The sequence below is a fragment of the Peptoniphilus sp. BV3AC2 genome (genome assembly GCF_000478945.1).
Lineage (GTDB): Bacteria > Bacillota > Clostridia > Tissierellales > Peptoniphilaceae > Peptoniphilus_B > Peptoniphilus_B duerdenii.
The window spans coordinates 23880-43847 of record NZ_AWXD01000004.1 but is presented as its reverse complement, the minus strand read 5'-3'; the positions used below and the strand labels follow the sequence as shown (position 1 = coordinate 43847).

General features: G+C 32.5%; 18 protein-coding genes and 3 pseudogenes. 16 read left to right on the top strand and 5 right to left on the bottom strand.

The genetic code is table 11. From position 1 onward, the window contains the following. Positions 1–33 precede the first annotated feature (33 nt). Positions 34–1854: a translational GTPase TypA gene (gene typA / locus HMPREF1252_RS00305; protein ID WP_023058877.1), complete on the top strand. Its 1821-nt coding sequence runs from the start codon at positions 34–36 to the stop codon at positions 1852–1854. A 272-nt stretch (positions 1855–2126) separates the two neighbouring features. Continuing rightward, complete coding sequence (locus HMPREF1252_RS00300) at positions 2127–2603, top strand: hotdog domain-containing protein (protein ID WP_023058879.1); 477 nt, start codon at positions 2127–2129, stop codon at positions 2601–2603. A gap of 41 nt (positions 2604–2644) precedes the next feature. Here HMPREF1252_RS00300 and HMPREF1252_RS00295 read toward each other — a convergent pair whose 3' ends face one another. Then, positions 2645–4291: an S-layer homology domain-containing protein gene (locus HMPREF1252_RS00295; RefSeq protein ID WP_023058893.1), complete on the bottom strand. Its 1647-nt coding sequence runs from the start codon at positions 4289–4291 to the stop codon at positions 2645–2647. Between the two features lie 289 nt (positions 4292–4580). On the opposite strand from HMPREF1252_RS00295, the gene HMPREF1252_RS09125 reads away from it, so the two are divergent. Both HMPREF1252_RS09125 and HMPREF1252_RS09675 read left to right on the top strand, forming a co-directional pair. Continuing rightward, complete coding sequence (locus tag HMPREF1252_RS09125; RefSeq protein WP_023058853.1) at positions 4581–5294, top strand: ECF transporter S component; 714 nt, start codon at positions 4581–4583, stop codon at positions 5292–5294. Further along, positions 5279–5455, top strand: a complete 177-nt coding sequence (locus HMPREF1252_RS09675; RefSeq protein WP_155804212.1) for a hypothetical protein — start codon at positions 5279–5281, stop codon at positions 5453–5455. Before HMPREF1252_RS09125 ends, HMPREF1252_RS09675 begins: the two co-directional genes overlap by 16 nt. A 95-nt stretch (positions 5456–5550) precedes the next feature. Here HMPREF1252_RS09675 and HMPREF1252_RS00285 read toward each other — a convergent pair whose 3' ends face one another. The 3 genes from HMPREF1252_RS00285 to HMPREF1252_RS00275 are packed head-to-tail and all read right to left on the bottom strand — an operon-like array spanning position 5551 to position 7911. Beyond that, positions 5551–6255 (bottom strand): ABC transporter permease, encoded by a 705-nt coding sequence (locus HMPREF1252_RS00285; protein WP_023058847.1) that lies wholly within the window; start codon positions 6253–6255, stop codon positions 5551–5553. Between the two features lie 8 nt (positions 6256–6263). Next, positions 6264–7016 carry an ABC-2 family transporter protein gene (locus tag HMPREF1252_RS00280; RefSeq protein ID WP_023058869.1) on the bottom strand — a complete coding sequence of 251 codons (753 nt, stop codon included), beginning with the start codon at positions 7014–7016 and terminating at the stop codon, positions 6264–6266. Between the two features lies 1 nt (position 7017). After that, the gene (locus tag HMPREF1252_RS00275) at positions 7018–7911 is read right to left on the bottom strand and encodes an ABC transporter ATP-binding protein (RefSeq protein WP_023058875.1); all 894 of its coding nucleotides are present in this window, start codon (positions 7909–7911) and stop codon (positions 7018–7020) included. A 127-nt stretch (positions 7912–8038) separates the two neighbouring features. Here HMPREF1252_RS00275 and HMPREF1252_RS00270 point away from each other — a divergent pair, with 127 nt between their 5' ends. Both HMPREF1252_RS00270 and HMPREF1252_RS00265 read left to right on the top strand, forming a co-directional pair. Further along, positions 8039–8734 (top strand): response regulator transcription factor, encoded by a 696-nt coding sequence (locus tag HMPREF1252_RS00270; RefSeq protein WP_023058886.1) that lies wholly within the window; start codon positions 8039–8041, stop codon positions 8732–8734. Positions 8735–8736: 2 nt separating this feature from the next. Continuing rightward, positions 8737–10023, top strand: a complete 1287-nt coding sequence (locus HMPREF1252_RS00265) for a HAMP domain-containing sensor histidine kinase (RefSeq protein WP_023058884.1) — start codon at positions 8737–8739, stop codon at positions 10021–10023. Positions 10024–10109: 86 nt separating this feature from the next. Here the strand turns inward: HMPREF1252_RS00265 and HMPREF1252_RS00260 are convergent, their stop codons facing one another. Beyond that, entirely contained in the window at positions 10110–12527 is a 2418-nt protein-coding gene (locus HMPREF1252_RS00260) for a transglycosylase domain-containing protein (protein WP_023058892.1), read from the bottom strand. A gap of 113 nt (positions 12528–12640) precedes the next feature. On the opposite strand from HMPREF1252_RS00260, the gene HMPREF1252_RS00255 reads away from it, so the two are divergent. The 10 genes and pseudogenes from HMPREF1252_RS00255 to HMPREF1252_RS00215 all read left to right on the top strand — a co-directional run bounded on the left by HMPREF1252_RS00255 (position 12641) and on the right by HMPREF1252_RS00215 (position 19962). Then, positions 12641–13561, top strand: a complete 921-nt coding sequence (locus HMPREF1252_RS00255; RefSeq protein ID WP_023058845.1) for a tRNA-dihydrouridine synthase — start codon at positions 12641–12643, stop codon at positions 13559–13561. Positions 13562–13683: 122 nt separating this feature from the next. After that, positions 13684–14157, top strand: coding sequence for a transcription elongation factor GreA (greA, locus tag HMPREF1252_RS00250; protein WP_036746654.1), 474 nt, complete (start codon positions 13684–13686; stop codon positions 14155–14157). A 37-nt stretch (positions 14158–14194) separates the two neighbouring features. Beyond that, on the top strand, positions 14195–16069 hold the full coding sequence (lysS, locus tag HMPREF1252_RS00245) for a lysine--tRNA ligase (protein ID WP_051338870.1): 1875 nt from the start codon (positions 14195–14197) through the stop codon (positions 16067–16069). Positions 16070–16176: 107 nt separating this feature from the next. Continuing rightward, positions 16177–16440 (top strand): GreA/GreB family elongation factor, encoded by a 264-nt coding sequence (locus HMPREF1252_RS10045; protein ID WP_081695886.1) that lies wholly within the window; start codon positions 16177–16179, stop codon positions 16438–16440. A 462-nt stretch (positions 16441–16902) separates the two neighbouring features. Then, complete coding sequence (locus HMPREF1252_RS00240) at positions 16903–17103, top strand: FeoA domain-containing protein (protein ID WP_023058880.1); 201 nt, start codon at positions 16903–16905, stop codon at positions 17101–17103. 3 nt (positions 17104–17106) lie between these two features. Continuing rightward, positions 17107–17350: pseudogene (locus HMPREF1252_RS00235) on the top strand (ferrous iron transport protein A). A 1-nt stretch (position 17351) separates the two neighbouring features. Then, positions 17352–17471 (top strand): annotated as a pseudogene (locus tag HMPREF1252_RS10040) (FeoB small GTPase domain-containing protein); the annotation flags it as partial. Between the two features lie 80 nt (positions 17472–17551). Further along, entirely contained in the window at positions 17552–17947 is a 396-nt protein-coding gene (locus tag HMPREF1252_RS00225) for a DUF4418 family protein (RefSeq protein WP_023058890.1), read from the top strand. After that, positions 17947–18650 (top strand): annotated as a pseudogene (locus HMPREF1252_RS00220) (ABC transporter ATP-binding protein). Before HMPREF1252_RS00225 ends, HMPREF1252_RS00220 begins: the two are co-directional and overlap by 1 nt. After that, positions 18625–19962 (top strand): FTR1 family protein, encoded by a 1338-nt coding sequence (locus HMPREF1252_RS00215; protein WP_023058848.1) that lies wholly within the window; start codon positions 18625–18627, stop codon positions 19960–19962. The pseudogene HMPREF1252_RS00220 and the gene HMPREF1252_RS00215 overlap by 26 nt, the downstream one beginning before the upstream one ends. Positions 19963–19968: the final 6 nt, after the last annotated feature.

Below are 19968 nucleotides of genomic sequence, written 5' to 3'. Positions count from 1 at the left end.
AATGTAAAATAGTTAAGTTAGGAAAAGGTGAATATGAAAAGATTAGATGTTAGAAATATAGCTATCATTGCCCATGTCGATCACGGCAAGACCACTCTAGTAGACTCTCTACTAAGACAATCAGGTATTTTTAGAAAAAATCAAGAAGTAAAAGACCGTGTCATGGACTCAAATGATATCGAAAGAGAAAGAGGAATCACCATCCTCTCAAAAAATACTGCAGTTATGCATAATGGTGTAAAAATAAATATTATTGACACCCCTGGTCATGCTGACTTCGGCGGTGAGGTTGAACGTGTTTTAAAGATGGTGCAAGGAGTTGTACTTCTTGTAGATGCTTTTGAAGGTCCTATGCCACAAACTAAGTTTGTGCTTAAGAAATCATTTGAACTTAATCTTCCTGTTATCGTATGTATTAATAAGGTAGATAGACCTGAAGCGAGACCAAAAGAAGTGGTGGATGAAGTTCTAGATTTATTTATTGAACTTGGTGCAGATGAAGATGTGCTTGAAAGTCCATTTATATTTGCTTCAGCTAAGCAAGGATTTGCATCCCTTGATCCAGAAGATTTAGGAAACAATATGGATCCACTATTTAATACCATCATCGACTATATCGAACCACCTGAAAATAGGGATGATGAACCATTCCAAATGCTAGTGTCAACCATTGACTATTCTGACTATGTAGGAAGAATTGGTATTGGTAGGATTGAAAGAGGAATCTTAAAAGAAAATGAAACAGCAATCCTTGTAAATGCAAATGATGAAAATAGACATATCAAGGTTAAGATTTCAAATGTATATGAATTTGAAGGACTTGATAGGGTTGAAGTTGAAGAGGCTCATTCAGGTTCAATAGTTGCGATTACAGGTATTGAAGATATAAATATTGGAGATACCATAGCTTCTACTGATGCGCCAGAACCACTTGATTTTGTAAAGATTTCAGAACCTACAATCTCAATGAACTTCTCTGTAAACGACAGTCCATTTGCAGGTAAAGAAGGAAAATTCCTTACAAGTAGACAGATAAGAGCAAGACTCTTTAAAGAATTACAAACAGACGTATCACTAAGAGTTGAAGAAACAGACTCAACAGATTCATTTAAAGTAAGCGGTAGAGGAGAGCTACACCTTTCAGTTTTAATAGAGAATATGAGACGTGAAGGATTTGAGTTCCAAGTTTCTAAGCCACAAGTTCTATTTAAAGAAATAGATGGCAAGAAATATGAACCGATGGAAATTGTTACAGTGGATGTTTCACAAGACTATGTAGGGTCAGTAATAGAAAAACTCGGTAGAAGAAAAGGCGAGCTTTCTGTAATGGAAGAACCAAAAGGCGGCTACCAAAGACTTATCTTTAAAATCCCTGCAAGAGGATTAATAGGATATAGATCAGAATTTCTAACCGATACAAAAGGTGAAGGAATCTTAAATTCAAGTTTTGACTCCTACGAACCATTCAAAGGAGAAATACCTAGACGTGCATTTGCATCAATAGTTTCATTCGACACAGGAGTTGCAACATCTTACGGTCTTGCAAATGCTCAAGATAGAGGAACTCTATTCGTAACTCCGGGTATGGAAGTTTACGAAGGTCAAATAGTAGGAGAAAGTCCTAAGGGAGTGGAACTAGAAGTATCAGTTACCCGTGCAAAGAAACAATCCAACGTTCGTGCATCAGGTTCTGATGATGCTATAAAGCTAAGTCCAGTTCACGAAATGAGTCTTGAAGAAGCGTTAGAATTTATCGAAGACGATGAACTTATAGAAGTAACTCCTTCTACATTTAGAGTTAGAAAGAGAATTTTAAACAGTCAAGCAAGATATAAATCAAAGAAGTATAAATAAAAAATAAATCCCTTCGGGGATTTTTTTGTTGTAAGTTATTTTTTATTAGACAAAAGAAATTTTGTTTTCTTTAAAATATAGTATAATGAATTTATAAATAGAGTTTAAGTACAGAGAGATTTGATAACAAGTATATAAAATATAAATTACGGAATGATTATTAATTTGTTTATTAAAGTATATTTACATCATTTATTTTCTCGTATTTAATATTTATAAATTTGGATACTTTGAAGTTTCTAATACAATTACTAAATTTTAGGGGGAAGATTATGAAAAAACAAATAGCAATTCAAGATACCTACGGGGAAAGATTTCAATACTGCTGGGGATGTGGACCTAAGAACGATGCTGGTATGCATCTAAAATCTTATCCAAGTGAAGACGGAGAGTCTGTTACATGCAAAGTTATTCCAGATGAACATTTCACCGGAGGAGTGCCTGCAAATCTCTTTGGAGGAATGATTGCCATGATTTTTGACTGTCATGGAACCGCTTCTGCCGCATGGTTTAAACACAGAGATAAAGGTCTTGAACTTACAGAAGATACAGTAATAGGAAGATTTATAACTGCAAGGCTTGAAGTTGATTTCAAAAAACCGACTCCTATGAATAGTGAAGTAAAAGTAACAGCAACGGCAGAAGAAATAGGCGACAGAAAAGTAATAGTAGACATGGTGTTAGAAGCCGAAGGTGAAGTAAGAGCAAAGGCGAAGATGGTTGCCGTTGCAGTAAAGGACAATATGTAAATATCAAAAAACGACTAGAACTTCTAGCCGTTTTTGTTTTCTCATTTTTTAAAATTTGCTTCTGTATTATAACGAATAAAGCAATCGTTGAATTTTCTACCTATATTCCAATTCATTTCGCGACAGTCACCTACGAATAATCCATCTGCAAGGGTTGCATGGACATAAATTGGACGATTATTGTTGTGTCCCATGAAGATTCCCACGTGGTTATATCCAAGATAGAAATTAGGACTGTAGTTGAAGATTAAATCTCCAGGCCAAGCCTTTGAAAAATCTGCAGGGTAGCGAATGCCACTGAATTTTTCTGCATCTACATATTGAACACGGGTGAGCTCATATCCTTTGTGCAGTTTAATATTTGCATCCTCAGCTCCAGGAATTTTAATTCCAAATGCTTTGTGAGCGGAGTAGGCGTTACCAACGCAATATACACCTTGTCCGTTGGTAAGGTCAAAGCCGTACCATTTAAATGGAAGACCTTCGTAGGATGCTGAGAAGTTAGCAATTTCTTGTCCTCGGAAACGAAGTTCTTTATCTTCTCCAGTTAACCATTCATTTGTAAGTTCTTTTTCACTAGGACCAGCCCAATAAACAAGCCTGCCTTTTATTCCACCAGGTCTGTTCCCGGTCGTTAGTTTTCCGTCTTTTCCAAACCAGTATACACCTTTACCGGTGGAGAACATTCCATCCTTGTACATACGATAATCATAAGGTGAGAAGTAGTAGAGAGCCCCATCAATCTTTTTCCAACCAATTGCTAGACCATTTTCACCGTCAACATAGTAGGTCTTATTATTCTTTTCTATAAATCCTTGACCAAGTGAGCCATCAGCATTTAGAAGGTACGTCTTGTCTTTTAGTTTAACTATTCCGTCTTTAAACTTACTAGGAGAGAATCGAAGTCCGTTGGTCTTGTCTTCAAGATAGAATTTGCCGTCTACATTTACAACCTGCGCTTCATCTAAAGAAGGTTCTTTAGGCACACCTATAAAAGCACGAACAAGCATAGTCATAGCTTCGCCACGACTTAGAGATCCTTTAGGATTGAATTGATTTTCCCTATTACCAGAAATTATTTTTCTCTCGCTTAAATCATAGATTGAAAAGATGAATCTTTTGTCTATTGAATCTCTGTCACTATATTTTAAAATGTCGGAACTGTCTTTGAGTTCTATTTGTGATTCAAAGAGATCGAGGACAGTATTTAAATTCTCTTCATTTAAAGCATTTCCATTCTTTTCAAAAGTATTTAGTAGAATTGAATATCCCAAAAGATTGGCAGCTTCTTCTCGACTGATCTCCTTATTAGGATATAGATTTGGTCCTGTAAATGTGTGTCTAAGCATATTTACAGCTTCAGCTGATTCGATGCTTTTCTTAGACCAACTTTGGGTATCCAAATCATCATATTGGGAAGAAACTTTAAGATTAAATCTTTCTAAATTTAAAATTCTACTTAGGATACTTATAAATTCAGAGCGGGTAATCTTTTCGTTTGGCCTTATGGTTTGATCTTCGTAGCCTTTTATCCAGCCTTCTTCAATACCTTGTGTTACATACGGTTTCGACCAGTGGGACTCAATGTCCTTGTAGCTTTCAGCCCAAGTAAATTGGGAGATTGAAAGAATAAAAATTAAGATAAGAGAAAATATTTTTGCAAATCCCTTAGTTTTGTGTTTAAACATTTCACAACTCCTTTAAACTTTATACATATAGAACCATCATATCATATAATAAACCTTTAAACTATAAATGGGACTATTTAAGGGATTTTATATGGTAAGTTGTAAAATAAAAGCAATATTAAATTTTCATGCTATGAAAAATATTTTTTTAAGTGTATAATTAATCTAGTCTTACGTCTAAAGGGTAGCTTTTGAAGTTCCAAATGGTATGGGACGTTGACCATTTGGCAAAATTGTTTGATTCTTAAGCGCGTTCACTTTCTTTAGACCGAAATTATAGGAGGTTTAAATGAAGACTATAGCAAGTATATTTTTATATTGTTTGGCAGTAGTACTTACAATGAGTGTCACTACCATAACAATCGGAGCACCAAAGGTGTACCTAGGTCTAGTAGCAGCAGTAATCATAGTATTATTCGCATCAAGACTACTTGACAAGAAGTACTCCCTAATAGCTTCTATGGCAAGCATCGCAATAGGAATGGCTCTTCAAGTAAAGATGCCGATGATTCCAAAGATGAAGCCAGAAAAATTAGAAGCTTTGAAACCACTTATCGAAACATACCATGAAAATTTAATAAAGTATGGAGTAATAGTGGTGGCAATCGTTGGAATCTTGGTATACGTACTAAGTCCAAAGATTAAGGTCGCAAGAAAACAAAGTTCAACAAGAAGGATAACCTACATGGCAGTGTTTATTGCACTATCCGTTGTGATTAACACCATGAGGTTTGGAAGTGTATCCTTTGGAGGATTTCCAATTATCTATTCTGGACTTGTACTAGGTCCTGTAAATGGACTTATAGTTGGGGCAGTATCAGACGTTCTAGGTTTTATAATCAGACCATCCAGCGGAGGATACAATGTGGTGTTTACACTTACAAGTGCACTAACTGGACTTATTCCAATCATGGTAGTAAAACTTTTAAAGTTAAGTATCCAAACTATAAATTCTACCAGGTATTACTCGGAATATTTATTGGACAGATGCTCACATCAGTAATAATGGCTCCATATTTTCAAGCACTACTATTTGGTAAGAATACATTTTACTACTATGCGACTAAAGCATTTATAAAACAAATAGTATCAATACCATTATATGCAGCACTATTCACATCCATGACAGAATCAATAAAGGATTCAATAGATTTTGAAGTATAAACGTAAAGCCCCAATGGGGCTTTTTTTAATATTACTTTTATGAAAAAGATAAAAATAGGGGATTTTAGAATTACTATCTCTAAATCCCCATAGATTTACTTATTTTCATACTTTAAAAATTTGTTAGAAAGATATAGAAACATTATTAATTCTCCAATTGCAAAGAAAGCTAAGAGTCCTAAGTCATGTGTGTTTATATACCTTAAATTGTTAGATTCAATTGCCAAGAAGCTTAATCCTATTACTTTTAGAGATTTATAAGCAGTGGCAAACCCGAGTATGGTAAACATACTAGATAGAAGTACTATTATTCCAAAGGACTTAATCCTTATAGCGAGGGCTCCAAAAATTCCTATAATAGGAAGTGACAATAATATGCTAAGAGCGATATAGTAAAAATAGATACTAAAGTCTATGCTTGAAAAATGTCCAATAAATTTTCCGCCTGCGTAAAATAAAGCTAAAAAATACATTTGACAGAAGCTAACTATTATAAAAGCTAAAATTAATTTAGCTAGTACAAATGACATATTTTTCTTGGGACTAAGTCTAATAAACTTAAGCCCAGCCCTGTGTTCTGATGACCAAAGACTAGCAATTACTATTGCGATTAATGGTATATAGAAAAAGGAAAAGTAAAATAGACTTACCTGAGTCCACAGACTTTGCCACTCATTAGTTAAAGTTTCTTTATTTCCAATATAGTTTATAAGCCCAAAAGCATTGGCTAGTAGTGGTATTATAAGGCTTACTAGTAGAATATTTATAAATTTTATTTTTTTTAATTCTAATCTTAACATTTTTCCTCCTAGTCTTTGTATAGGTTATAAGATTTCATTGTTTTTAAATAGATAGTAGTGAGTATTAAAAGAATTATCGCAATGATCAATGTATAGTAATTAATCGGATTTAATACTTGGATAAATTTATCTCCCTCTTTTACATATGAAATATTTAATAAACTTGCCATAAAAGCAAATGGATTTACATAAGAGAGAATATTAGATGTGAGCATGGTAATTATTCCGGTAAGTCCTCCTATTATTGAGATAAATGATAGTGAGTAGACCTTTGTAGTCTTCATTTCTATTATCATAAATAATCCCAAAAAGAATAGATTTATTATTAGAGCCGTTAGATTTACCACTGCAAATCTTAAAATCATTTCACCGTTAAAATCAAAATTTGCTGACTTCATCGCTAATAGAATAAATACGGCAGATTCTATTATTTGTAGAAAAACTAATTTAAAAGATAAATTTTTAAATTTATTTAGCAAAATAGAATTAATTTTTTCTCCGAGGATTATTTGCATCTGCCACATCTTGTTTTTTTCTTCAATTTCGATTACTTTTTTCACAAGGGAAGATATTAATATTGGATTTAAAAGTAGTGATATGAATAAATATGTGTCCAAAATATAAGCAAGAGGAAACTTTCCTTCTGCAAATGATTTTGAATGGGTGACACCTGTTACCATTATCATTTGAGCAATAAAGACTATTATTATCAAAAAATTTATTCCAAGTCTTTTATATTTTTTCCTTTCTAAGCTTTTCATATTAAGACCTGCTTTCTTCAATAAATAGCTTTTCTAGACTTTCTTTTTCTTCCTCTATCCTATATATATCTACCTTGCCATTTAAAAAGTTCACTATATTTGCAATATCTTGATTAGATTTCTTACCAAGAATTATCTTTTTTCCATTTAATCTAGCTACATCTAGCTTTAAGAGTTCTAAGGCTTTTTCGTTATCAGATGTGCGCAGTGAAATAAATGGTGGATGAAGCCTTCTATAATCTTCTAAGCTTCCATTGTAGGTTAAGTTACCTTCTTTAAGTATGCCTATGTGAGTAGATATCTTTTCTATTTCATCAAGGATATGAGAAGAGATCAAGATACTTGTAGAAGAGTTTCTTACGATATTTCTAAACAGATTTCTCATTTCTTCGATTCCTTGGGGATCAAGTCCATTTATAGGTTCATCTAAAATTAAAAGTTTTGGACTTCCAATTAACGCCATGGCTATTCCAAGTCTTTGCTTCATACCCAATGAATATTCACGAGATTTCTTTTTACCTACATTATTAAGACCTACAAGGTCCAAAGTTTTTTTAATTTCATCTTTTTTAATTCCTTTTAACTTACATATTATTTCCAGATTTTCATATCCTGTAAGGTGATCATAAAAGGAAGGATTTTCAATTAGAGCACCGAGATTTCTATTGAACTCCTTTTGATTTTTTGAATTTAATTCCTGTCCAAAGACTTTGATCATCCCATCATCTTTTTTTACAAGACCGAGTACAATCTTCATAAGAGTGGATTTGCCAGCTCCATTTTTACCTATAAGACCATAGATAGAGCTTTCTTCGATTTCTAAAGAGTCAATGTCCAAGACTCTTTTGCCGTTATACGATTTTTTTAAATTTTTTATTTCTAGTAATTTTTCCATAATCATTCCTCCTGAGATGATAGTACCATCCCTAGATAAATATAAAGTTTAAACAAGATCACTTTTACATCACAAAGACAAATAAATGAAAAGACTGGTGTATAATAAGGTTAATGAGGTGGCACAAATGGATTTTAGGGAAAATTTTTCTATATTAATAGTTGATGATGAAAAAAGCTTATTAGAAAATTTGTACAATTTTTTAAAGAATAAGGGTTTTAAATATGTCTATACTGCAAAAAATTTAAAAGAGGCTAGATTCAAACTAAAAAATTTTAATATTGATTTAATAGTTTTGGACTTAATGCTCCCTGATGGAAGTGGTTTTGACTTGTTGAAGGAAGTTAGGCAGAATTCTAATGTAGCTGTTATAATTCTATCCGCCCTAGATGGGATAGACGATAGGAGAGAAGGGTTTGAGAATAAGGCAGATGACTACTTGGTAAAACCATTTTTTCCAGATGAACTCCTTTGGAGAATTGATGCGGTTTTAAGAAGAAGTAAAAAAATTAAAACTTCTGAAAAGCTAAATCTTGGGAATGTAATCTTCGATAAATCGAAGGGAATACTTGAAAAGAATGGCAAAGAAATTCCTCTTACTGCCACACAATATAAAATCCTAGAATATCTATCTGAAAATATAAATATGATAGTCTCTATTGACAGAATTTTAGAAAATATTTGGCAAGATTCCTATGGCTATGAGAACACACTGATAACTCACATATATAGATTAAGAGAAAAGCTCGAGGATAATCCTAGGGATCCTAAAATCTTGATAACTATAAAGGGTCTTGGATACAAGCTTGTTAAAGAGGATTAAGAATGTTTAATTATATTTTAAAAAGATTTAAAAAAATTGTCATAAGAATACTCGCTTTATTATTTTTTCTAATATTTTTACTCATGACTTTTCTCTACTTAAATTACAGGTTAAATAATAAATATCCAAATCCTAATTCAGTTTTTTCTTATGTAGAAAGTAATAAAACTAATGAATACCTAAATGAAAAGAACAGAGAATTTTTAAAAGAAAAGGGTATTTGGGCTATAAGACTTAGTAAGGATGGAACTGTTATAGAAAGTTTAAATAAGCCAAAAGAGGTAAAAGATAAATTTGAAATTACAGATGTTGCAAGATTTACTAGATTTTATTTAGCTGACTATCCTGTATTTACTTATGTTGTGGGAGATGGTCTCATACTATTTGCATATCCGAAAAATTCTTTGGATAAACTCCCTTTTAACTATTACAACTACAATAATTTTATTATTAATATAGAGTTAGTAGGATTATTTATAATTTTATTTTTATTTTTAGTATATATATTTTATAGAAAAGACATTAAAGAAATATTTAAGAATACACTACCATTTCAAAGAGCACTAGATAGTCTATATGAAGATGACTATGAAAAGTTAGATGAATATGGAGAATTAAAAGATCTAGCTACTAGCATAAATAGGGCAAATGAAAAATACAATAGTTTAAAAGTATCTCAAGGCAAGTGGATTAGAGGTGTAAGTCATGATGTAAGAACACCGCTTGCAAATATTTCATGGGAACTTAGTAAAGAGAATAAAGAATCTATTGATACCAAGAATATGCAAGAGCAGGTCTTGAAAATTTCAAATATTTTAGAAGGGTTAAATCTTACAATGTCACTCTCTAATATAGAAAAAGAAAGTTTTACCATGGAAAGTCCACTAAAAGTAATTCGAAAGCTTATAGTGGATAAATTAAATGAAAATAGAGAGAGAAAAATAATATTTGATAATAATTTGAAGGATCAAAATATAAAGATAAAGATGGATCCTAATTTATTTTATAGGATGCTTGAAAATATTTTAAAAAACTCACTGATTTATACAGATGGGGAGATAAAGGTTATAATTTCAGATGATAAAGATAGTTTAAATATAAAAATATTAGATGAAGGCGAAGGAATACCTGAAAATATTTTAGATAAAATAAATAATGAGGATCTTACCAATATTACTAAACATGGCTTGGGTATTTTTATTTCAAAACAGATCGCTGAACTGCACGATGGGAATTTCATTATAAAAAATAAGTATCCGGGACTGGAAGTATCTTTTATCTTTAATTAGATGAGTTAATTTTTGCAGTATAAATAAATATAAGTATAAAAAAACCAGAGTAAAATATCAATTACTCTGGTTTTATATTTGATTTTTTATCTATTGTTACTATTCTCGTTGTCGTTTATTATAGATTTTCTTTTTTTCTTCCTACTCTTGCTGTCATTGGAATTTTCGTTGTCTTTTTTAGAATCTTTCTTAGAATCTTTCTTTTTGTCGGACTTTTTGTTGTTGTCATCGTCATCGTCGTCTTCATCGCCCCAATACAATTTGTCTACGTTTCTAGGAGTGGTGCCATCTTTGAACATTTCATACCTGCCATTTACATATTTTCTGTAAATGCCATCAGGTTTGTCATAGTCAATCTTTTCTAAATCTTCATGGATTGGATCCATGATAGCTTTAAATAATGTGGCTGCTCTATCGGAACTAAATCCTAATGATTCATGATTGTCCTTAGCAAGTAGGACAGAAGCAGTGTAGTAAGGAGTAAATCCTACGAACCAAGCTTCTCTCTTATCGTTTGTAGTTCCAGTTTTGCCGGCAGTTATTTGTCCTTTGACTCTCGCGTTTCTACCGGTTCCTGAAGTGACTACTTCTTTCAAAATATCCGTTAATATATAGGCATCTCTCTTATCAGCAACTTCTACTAAATTATCTTTTCTTTCGAAGATAACATCTCCGGTGCTGGTTACAATTTTATCTACAAATGTAGGTTTTTCAAATTGACCTTCGCTAGGAAATACTGTAAATGCTCCTGCCATTTCAAGAGGGCTAATACCTCTAGTCATTCCACCTAGGGAAAGGGCAGCGTAGTTTAAGTCATTTTCCTTATCTACTGAAGTTACTCCTAATTCTTCAAGAGTATCTATAATACTATTTAAGTTTGCTTCGTTATTTACATTTTGCGAATAAGTTGAGTATCTATTCTTTCTATCTTTGAAATCTGTATTTATATCTCTAGATACGAGATATGCTCCTACGTTAGAGCTTCGTACCAAAAGTTTTCTGATAGTAGTCCAACCAATATAACTTCCAACATTAGAAGGTTTGTATTGAATATATGGAAGGTTTACATATTTTAGATTTGAATCTAAATATACATCCCCTGCGGTTGCTCCATGATTAAATGCAGTTAGATATGGACCGATAGGTTTAATTGCTGAACCGGGCTGTCTAGGTATGGTTGCTCTATTTGCTAGAGAACCTCCGCCAAGTCCACGACCACCTACAAGTGCAACTACTTTGTGTGTCTTGTTATCTATAATAACTGAACCTACTTGAGGTTGTGGATCACCATTTACATCCACTGTGTTACCAGGATAATATTTGGTGTTTTGTACAGTTTCTTCAAGTGATTGTTGAATCTTGGTGTTCATAGAAGTGTAGATATTTAGTCCACCACGATATAGTTCACTTTCTGCATCTTCTTTTGAAAACCCTGAGTTAATAAGTATTTCCTTAGTTTCTTTCAAAGCTGTATCTACAAAGTAAGATGAGATACCTGATTGTGATCTGTTGGAAATATTTAAAACTATAGGTTGATTCATAGCTTCATCGAATTGAGCTTGGTCGATCTTTCCTTGTTTAAGCATATTTTTAAGTATCTTATGTTGTCTTTCAAGGGATCTTTCATTAAACTGTGCCTTCATCGGTACCAACTGATTGGATTCTATAAGATGAAGGTCAAATTTATCTATTCTACCAAGATCTAGAAGTTTTCTAGAATATTCAATTATCTTATCGATATTTTCGTTTTGAGATGTGTCTGTAGGCACTAGCTCAAACTGTATTGAAGATAGATCATCTTCATCTGTTATATTAACTCTGTTGTAAGGAGTGTAATATTCAGGCAAGTTTGTAACTCCTGCAATAAGTGCACACTCAGCAAGGGTTAAATCTTTTACATTTTTACCAAAGAACATCTTAGACGCAGCTTGAACTCCTACAGTACCTTTTGAAAAACCAGCACAGTTAAGGTATGCTTCCAAGATTTCTTCCTTAGAAAGTTCATCTTCGATTTGATAAGCATAGTATATGTCCATAAGCTTTCTTTCAATCTTTTGGACACGACTAGTGTATAGGTTCTTCGCAAGTTGCATGGTTATGGTTGAACCACCTTGATCAAATCTACCACTCATAAGGTCGTAGTAGAGAGCACCAGCGAGTCTTTTGAAATCCACTGCACTATGTTGGAAGAATCTTTCGTCTTCAACAGAGACTACAGCATTTATTAAATCTTTTGGAATATTATCAATACTTACGAATTCCGCATATTCATCTTTTACAAGCCTTTGGAGAAGATCTCCATTGCTATCGTATATTCTTGAAGTTTCAAATAGCTTCTCTCTATAATTTTTTGGATCGATAGGAGGTGCTTTTTTAAGTACAGATACGAGGTAGCAACCTGCAATCGAGCCGAGAGTTATAATTGCTATTAGAATAAGTAGGAATATAACTTTAAAAAAAGAAGAAATTCTATGAGTTTTTTTCTTTTTATTATTTCTTTTCATTTAAACCTCCGAGCATATGTTAATTATAACAGAAATGTTTAAAATCTTAAACAATCTACAAAGAATTTGAAATTTTGTAAGAAAGTAAATATAATTAGTTGAGAGGAGATAATATGGAATTAATGCTAGCCCCGATGGCGGGGTACACAGATTTTGTTTATAGATCCATGTGTATGGACTTTGGTTGCGACTCAACTATAACAGAAATGGTAAGTGCCAAAGCTCTCTATTACAAAGATAAGAAGACCTTGGAACTTATGAAGACTTCTGACAAAGAAAGAGATGTTCATCTCCAGCTATTCGGATATGAAGAGGATATATTTGGAATAGTTGCTAAAGAAATACCAAGTAGGTTTAAGTATATAAATATCAACATGGGTTGCCCAGCACCAAAAATTGTAAAGAACTTTTCTGGTTCCTACTTACTAAATGATCCGGAAAAATGTAAAAGACTAATATACGCTCTTAAATCTTCAACAGATATTCCTATAAGTATCAAAATACGGAGAGGAATAAATGGTGGCAATCAAGGATTAAAAGTTGCAAAAGTTGCTGAAGAGGAAGGGGCAAGCATGGTAATAGTCCATGGAAGGACAAAAGAAGAATATTATAGTGGACTTGCGGATTGGGATTTTATAGAAGAGGTAGCAACAAGTTTAAATATTCCTGTAATAGGAAATGGAGACATAACAGACTACGATAGTTTCTTGGAGAGGACAAAAGACTCAAAAGTAAGTGGTGTAGCAATAGGCAGAGGTGCAATTGGAAATCCATTTATATTTAAAGAAATAAAGAGTAAAATAAATAAAGAAGAATATACTCCACCGACAGAGAAAGAAAAATTAGAGACTTTTCTTACACATCTAAAGATGATGCTGGAAGCGTATCCAAAAAAGGTCGCAATAAACGAAATGAGAAAACAATTTGTCGGATACTCAAATGGAATCTATGGAGCAAAAGAATTAAGACAGAAGCTAAATACACTAAATGAATACGAAGATATATTAAAAATGATAAAAGATCACTTTGAATAGTTATTTTTAGTTCGAAAAATGGCTAGAATTTAGTAAATAACTTGACTTATTGAGTTTTTTTTAATATAATAATTTGACGTCAGGCGGAATGCCTATTTTTTATGAGAAATGGAAGTGAAACGATGGAAAAGGATATATTTTTTACCCCAGAAGGGTTAGAAAAAATTGAAAATGAAATAGAATTTTTAAAGACCGTCAGAAGAAAAGAAGTTGCTGAAAGAATCAAGATTGCACTTGGTTATGGAGACTTATCTGAAAACTCTGAATACGACGAAGCTAAGAACGAACAAGCTCAAGTTGAAGAAAGAATCGTAAAACTTGAAAACATGGTTAGAAATGCCGTTGTCATAGAAAGCGATGATTTAAACACAGAAATCGTAAATATCGGATCAACAGTTTCAGTAAAAGATATAAACTCAGATAAAGAAAGCACTTATACAATCGTTGGTTCAGCAGAATCAAGTCCACTTGAAGGCAAGATTTCAAACGAATCACCAGTAGGATCTGGTCTTATCGGCAAAAAAATTGGGGACGTAGTAGATATAGAAGTTCCAAAGGGAACTATAACTTTGGAAATAATGAATATTTCATTATAAGGAGGATACTTTGTCACAAGAAAAAGATTTAAATGAAATGCTTCTTTTGAAGAGAAATAAACTTAAAGAACTTAGAGAAAGAGGAGAAGATCCTTTTTTAATAGAAAGTTATCCCGTTGATAGTTATTCAAAAGATATAAAAGATAATTTTTCTGATTTCGAAGAAAAAGAAGTAGTGGTAGCTGGAAGAATCATGAGCAAAAGACGTCATGGAAAGATTGCCTTTCTTGACTTACAAGACTCAAGAGGAACCATTCAAATATTTTTAAGAAAAGATGTAATGAATGAAGGCTACGATGTAATAAAAGACATAGATATCGGAGATATAGTAGGAGTAAAGGGAAAAGTTTTTAAGACAGAAGCTGGAGAAATTACAGTTCGCGCAACTGAAGCTTCTCTACTATCTAAATCTCTACAAATCCTACCAGAAAAATTCCACGGATTAAAAGACATTGAACTTAGATACAGAATGAGGTACGTGGATTTAATTGTAAATCCAGAAGTTAAAGATGTATTCATAAAGAGATCTAAGATTATAAAAGCAATCAAGGAATACCTAGATGAAAGAGGATTCTTAGAAGTTGAAACTCCTATTCTAGGATCTGTTGCAGGTGGAGCAAATGCAAAACCATTCTTAACTCATCACAATACACTAGACATGGATATGCAAATGAGAATCGCAAACGAACTCTATTTAAAGAGACTAATAGTTGGTGGTTTTGACAAAGTTTACGAACTTGGAAAGATGTTTAGAAATGAAGGGATAAGTCCAAGACACAACCCTGAATTTACAAATATAGAACTATATCAAGCATATGTTGACTACGAAGAGATGATGAGAATCACAGAAGGTATCTTCGAATACGTAGCAAAAAAGGTACTTGGAACTACTAAGATCAACTACCAAGGAAAAGAAATAGAATTAAAGGCTCCTTGGAGAAGAATAACCATGATCGATGCTATAAATGAGTATGCGGGAGTAGATTTCAACGAAATAAATACAGATGAAGAAGCAAGAGAAATTGCTAAGGCAAAGGGACTTGAAGTAGATCCAAAATGGACAAGAGGTCATGTAATTTCAGAAATGTTTGAAGAATTCTGTGAATCACACTTAGTTCAACCAACATTTGTAACCAAACATCCAGTAGAAGTTTCACCACTAGCTAAGCGCGACCCAGAAGATCCAAGACTTACCCAAAGATTCGAAGCATTTATGAACACATGGGAACTTGCAAATGCATTTTCAGAATTAAATGATCCAATAGACCAAAGGGAAAGATTCGAAGAACAACTTCGCGAAAAGGAAATGGGAGATGACGAAGCTCATCCAATGGATACAGACTTCCTAAACGCAATAGAAGTTGGACTTCCACCAACAGGAGGACTTGGAATAGGAGTTGATAGAATGATCATGATACTTCTAGACCAACCAACCATAAGGGATATAATCTTCTTCCCTACCATGAAGCCATTGGGAGCAAGTAAAGATGCAGAAGGACAAGAAATCTTAGAACCAGAGACAGAAAATATAAAAATCGATCTATCAAAGGTTAAGGTTGAACCATTATTCGAAGACTGTGTAGACTTTGATACATTTTCAAAATCAGATTTCAGAGTTGTAAAAGTTAAGGCTTGCGAAGAAGTGCCAAAATCTAAAAAACTATTGAAATTTACATTAGACGATGGATCTGGTAAAGATAGAACAATTCTTTCAGGAATAAAAGAATACTATAGCGCAGAATCTTTAGTTGGCAAGACTCTACTAGCTATCACAAACCTACCACCAAGAAAGATGATGGGCATAGAATCAGAAGGTATGCTTCTATCAGCAATCTGCGAGTATGATGGAGAAGAGATGTTAAATCTTATAATGCTAAATAAAAACATACCAGCAGGAGCAAAATTATATTAAAGAACACGCTAATTATGAAACTGGGGTTTGTAATGAATCCCAGTTTAATTTTTATAATTGGATCAATAGAATTATTAATCTAAAATTATTAAATAAATTAAAAGGAAATAAATCAAATAAAATCTAAAAACGAAAAACGTAAAAAAATACAAAAATTAAGGATAGGACTTTCTTTTGAGTTAGAAGATACGAAAACAGGAGAAGTAATAAGATATACTGTTGTAAAGAAAGAGGATGGAGATATATTTGATGACAAGATTACAGCAGATTCACCAATAGCATTAAAAGTTGCACAAGCTCATAAGAATGATTTAATACACATAGAAACTAAATATTCTAAGGTGGAATATAAGTTGTTAAAAATAATTTAATGAAACACAAGTATAATAAATATTAAAACAGTTAAATATGAGAATAAAAAACTAGTCACAAAGCTATTATATTATGACTAGTTTTTTATATTTTAGAAATTTGTATGAAAGTTTATAAACTATTAAATAAATTATTTTGAGAATAAGTTTTACTTATAAAATTACTAAAAATGACTATCTAACAAAAAATAAACGAGCCTTCTTTATTAAAGTTCTTCTATTATATAGGCCAATAAAAAAATTATAATATACAAGGCAACATAAGAAAGACAAATTAAAAATATTCTTAATCTTAAAAATATGCTCTTTTAAAAAAAAACTGGAAGAATTGATTTAAATTTTCGATTTCCTATGTTATAATAATTAAGAAAGTGATAATCAAATTCAAATATTAATTTATTTTAATAAAATTAAAACTAGAAACGAGTGGTTAGATGCTTAGCTTAGTAATGGCACCCTTAAATGTTATATAAGATTTTAAGGATTAAGTCTTTAGGAGATAGTAATGTAACTGAGTCCCACCTGGCGAATCTTGGTTTTGTCAAAGATGCAGTTATAAAAGTTGTTAATGAGAACGATGGTAATTTAATTGTATATGTTAAAGATTCCAGAGTTGCAATCGGAAAAGATATAGAGAGAAAAATATTAGCAGAGGAAATTTAAGACTTGCAAACTTTAAGAGATGCAGTTGTAGGAAAATACTACATCGTTAAAAAAAATCAATGGTTCAGGTCCTTTGAAAAGAAGGATAATGGACATGGGAATTACAAAAAATTCAGAAATTTACATAAGGAAGGTGGCGCCACTTGGCGACCCTGTGCAAATTAATATTAGACATTATGAACTTAGCATTAGAAAAGCAGATGCTGAATTAATTGCAATTGAAGAAATAGAAAAGAAGGATGACTAAGATGGCTATTACTATTGCACTTGCCGGCAACCCCAATAGTGGTAAGCCAACACTTTTTAACGGCCTCACTGGTTCCAACCAATATGTTGGTAACTGGCCAGGGGTAACTGTTGAAAAAAAAAGACTGGTAAGTATAAAAAAAATAAACACGTTTTTATATTACAATTTTATTAATAAAGATAAATAGAAAGGATGATTAAAATGAGTAGAAAGAAGATTGTAGGATATATTTCTGCTATTATAGGTTTTTTGTTAGTGCTTGCACCAAAATTTATAACACCCGTTTGTCCTCCTATGGAAAATGGGATGTTCATGAAATGCCATTGGATGGGAAATATGACTATTGGTATTGGAGCAGTCATTTTAGTATTAGCAATTATTCTTATTGTAGTTAAAGATTCAAAAATATCTTTAGGATTATCTATTTCAAATATAGCAATTGGTATTTTAGAGATACTAAATGCTCATGTGCTTATTGGTGGATGCATGAAAGCCGATATGGCTTGCAGAGCAAAAACCATTCCGTTTTGCATATTGTTGTCAGGCATATTGGTTTTAGTTAATATTTATTATTGTATGAAAGAAAGAAATTCATAATGGAATCAATAATTAAAACTGAAAATTTAAGTAAGAGTTTTAAGAGAGGTTCTAATACACTTTTTGCAGTTAAAAATGTAAACTTTACCTTGAATGAGGGAGATTTTGTCAATATAATTGGCAGAAGTGGTTCTGGGAAGTCAACTTTTTTAAATCTTTTGTCTGGTTTATTAAAACCGACTGAAGGTAAAATTTTTGCTAAGGGCAAAGATATGAGTGATTTTTCTGATATAGAAATTAGCAAATATAGGAATGAAGTCATAGGTTTTGTGCCACAAAGTCTAGGAACACTTCCAAATTTAAATGTTTTAGAGAATGTGTCTCTTCCTTATTATCTATTTAAAAGAGATGACTCTGCTTATGAAAAAGCCGCTATGCTTCTTGATGAGATGGGAATTTTGCATTTGAAAGATGATTTTCCTAAAAATTTATCTGGAGGAGAGCTAAAAAGAGTGTTGATAGCCAGATCTATGATTAATTCACCGGAACTTTTGATTTTAGATGAGCCTACAAGTGATTTGGATAAAAATACTACTATGGAGATAATGGATTTATTAAAAAAATAAATTCTAAAGGTACTGCACTTATTGTAGTTACTCATGAGCTAGATATTTTAAAATATGGCAATACACTTTGCCAAATGGAAGATGGAAGTTTAATAAAAAAGGGGGATAGAGATGAATTTATTAAAGAAAAGGACTAGCATTTTCGCGATGGTAGTAATCATGATTACCCTCACTTTTATGTCTGCTTTTGCAGCAGAAACAAAGTATGAAAACTGGGTTGAAGTCGCTGATGCTATGTCAGAACATTTACAAAAGGCCGTGGAAGTTTACAAGCCTGGAGATAAGGATGCTAAAAAAGCAGCCACAGATGCAATTAATGTAGCTTACTTTAAATTCTATGAAAAAATCGGATTTGAAAAAACAACTATGTCTGCAATTTCAGGCCAAAGGGGTTCAATGGTTGAACATCAATTTTACAGAGCAAAAAATTCTATCAAAGAAGATGCAGACCCAAAAGAAGTTAAAGATGAAATTGATGCACTTATAACTTATCTTCATGAAGATGCTAATACTCTTGATGGAACCTCTGGAGATTCTAAGTCCACTGGTGAAAGTCAAGAAGATGCAAATAGCCTTTCAACAGGTCAATTGTTGGGAGAGCTGCTAAAAAGATTTGGTACATTTTTTGCAGTTCTTGGACTTACACTTCGTGAAGGACTTGAAGCCATTTTAGTTATAGCTGCCATTGCTGCATATTTATCAAAGACTAATAATAGAATTTATTTAAAAGGTGTATATATTGGAGCCTTGCTAGGTATTGTTTTTTCAGCAGTCCTAGCTGGAGTATTTAATATCATCGCCAATACAGTGGGAGAAGTTGAGTCTGGAATGGGACAAGAAATATTCGAAGGAATTGGGATGTTTCTTGCTGTTATCGTACTATTTTATGTATCCAATTGGATGCTTTCTAAATCTGAAGTTGAAGTTTGGAATAGATACATTAAAAACAAAGTTGAACAATCTGTTTCCAAGGGTAATTATTTTGCCTTAGCTTTCACTTCATTCTTAGCAGTAGCAAGAGAGGGTGCAGAACTTATTTTGTTTTTCCAAGGTATGAGAACAGGCATTTCTGATAATCCGATGCATATGTGGATTGGACTTTTAGTTGCCGCCATAATACTTGCAATTGTATATTATTTAATTGCTAAAGTTTCTGTAAGGCTACCATTAAAACCATTCTTTACATTTACTTCTTGGCTAATGTTTATACTTTGCTTGTCTTTCTTAGGAAAGGGCATAGGAGAATTACAAGAAGCAGATGTAATTGGCAGAACTATAGTTCCTTGGATGAATGGATGGTCTGCTGAAGCTATAGGAATATACGATAGGTATGAAAATCTTATTCCACAAATTATTCTATTAGTAGTAACCATTGCTTCTGTTATTTATCAAAATAATAGAAACAAAAAAATTAGAGCTGAGCTTGAAGCCAGCCAAGAAAAAAAATAGGAGGAT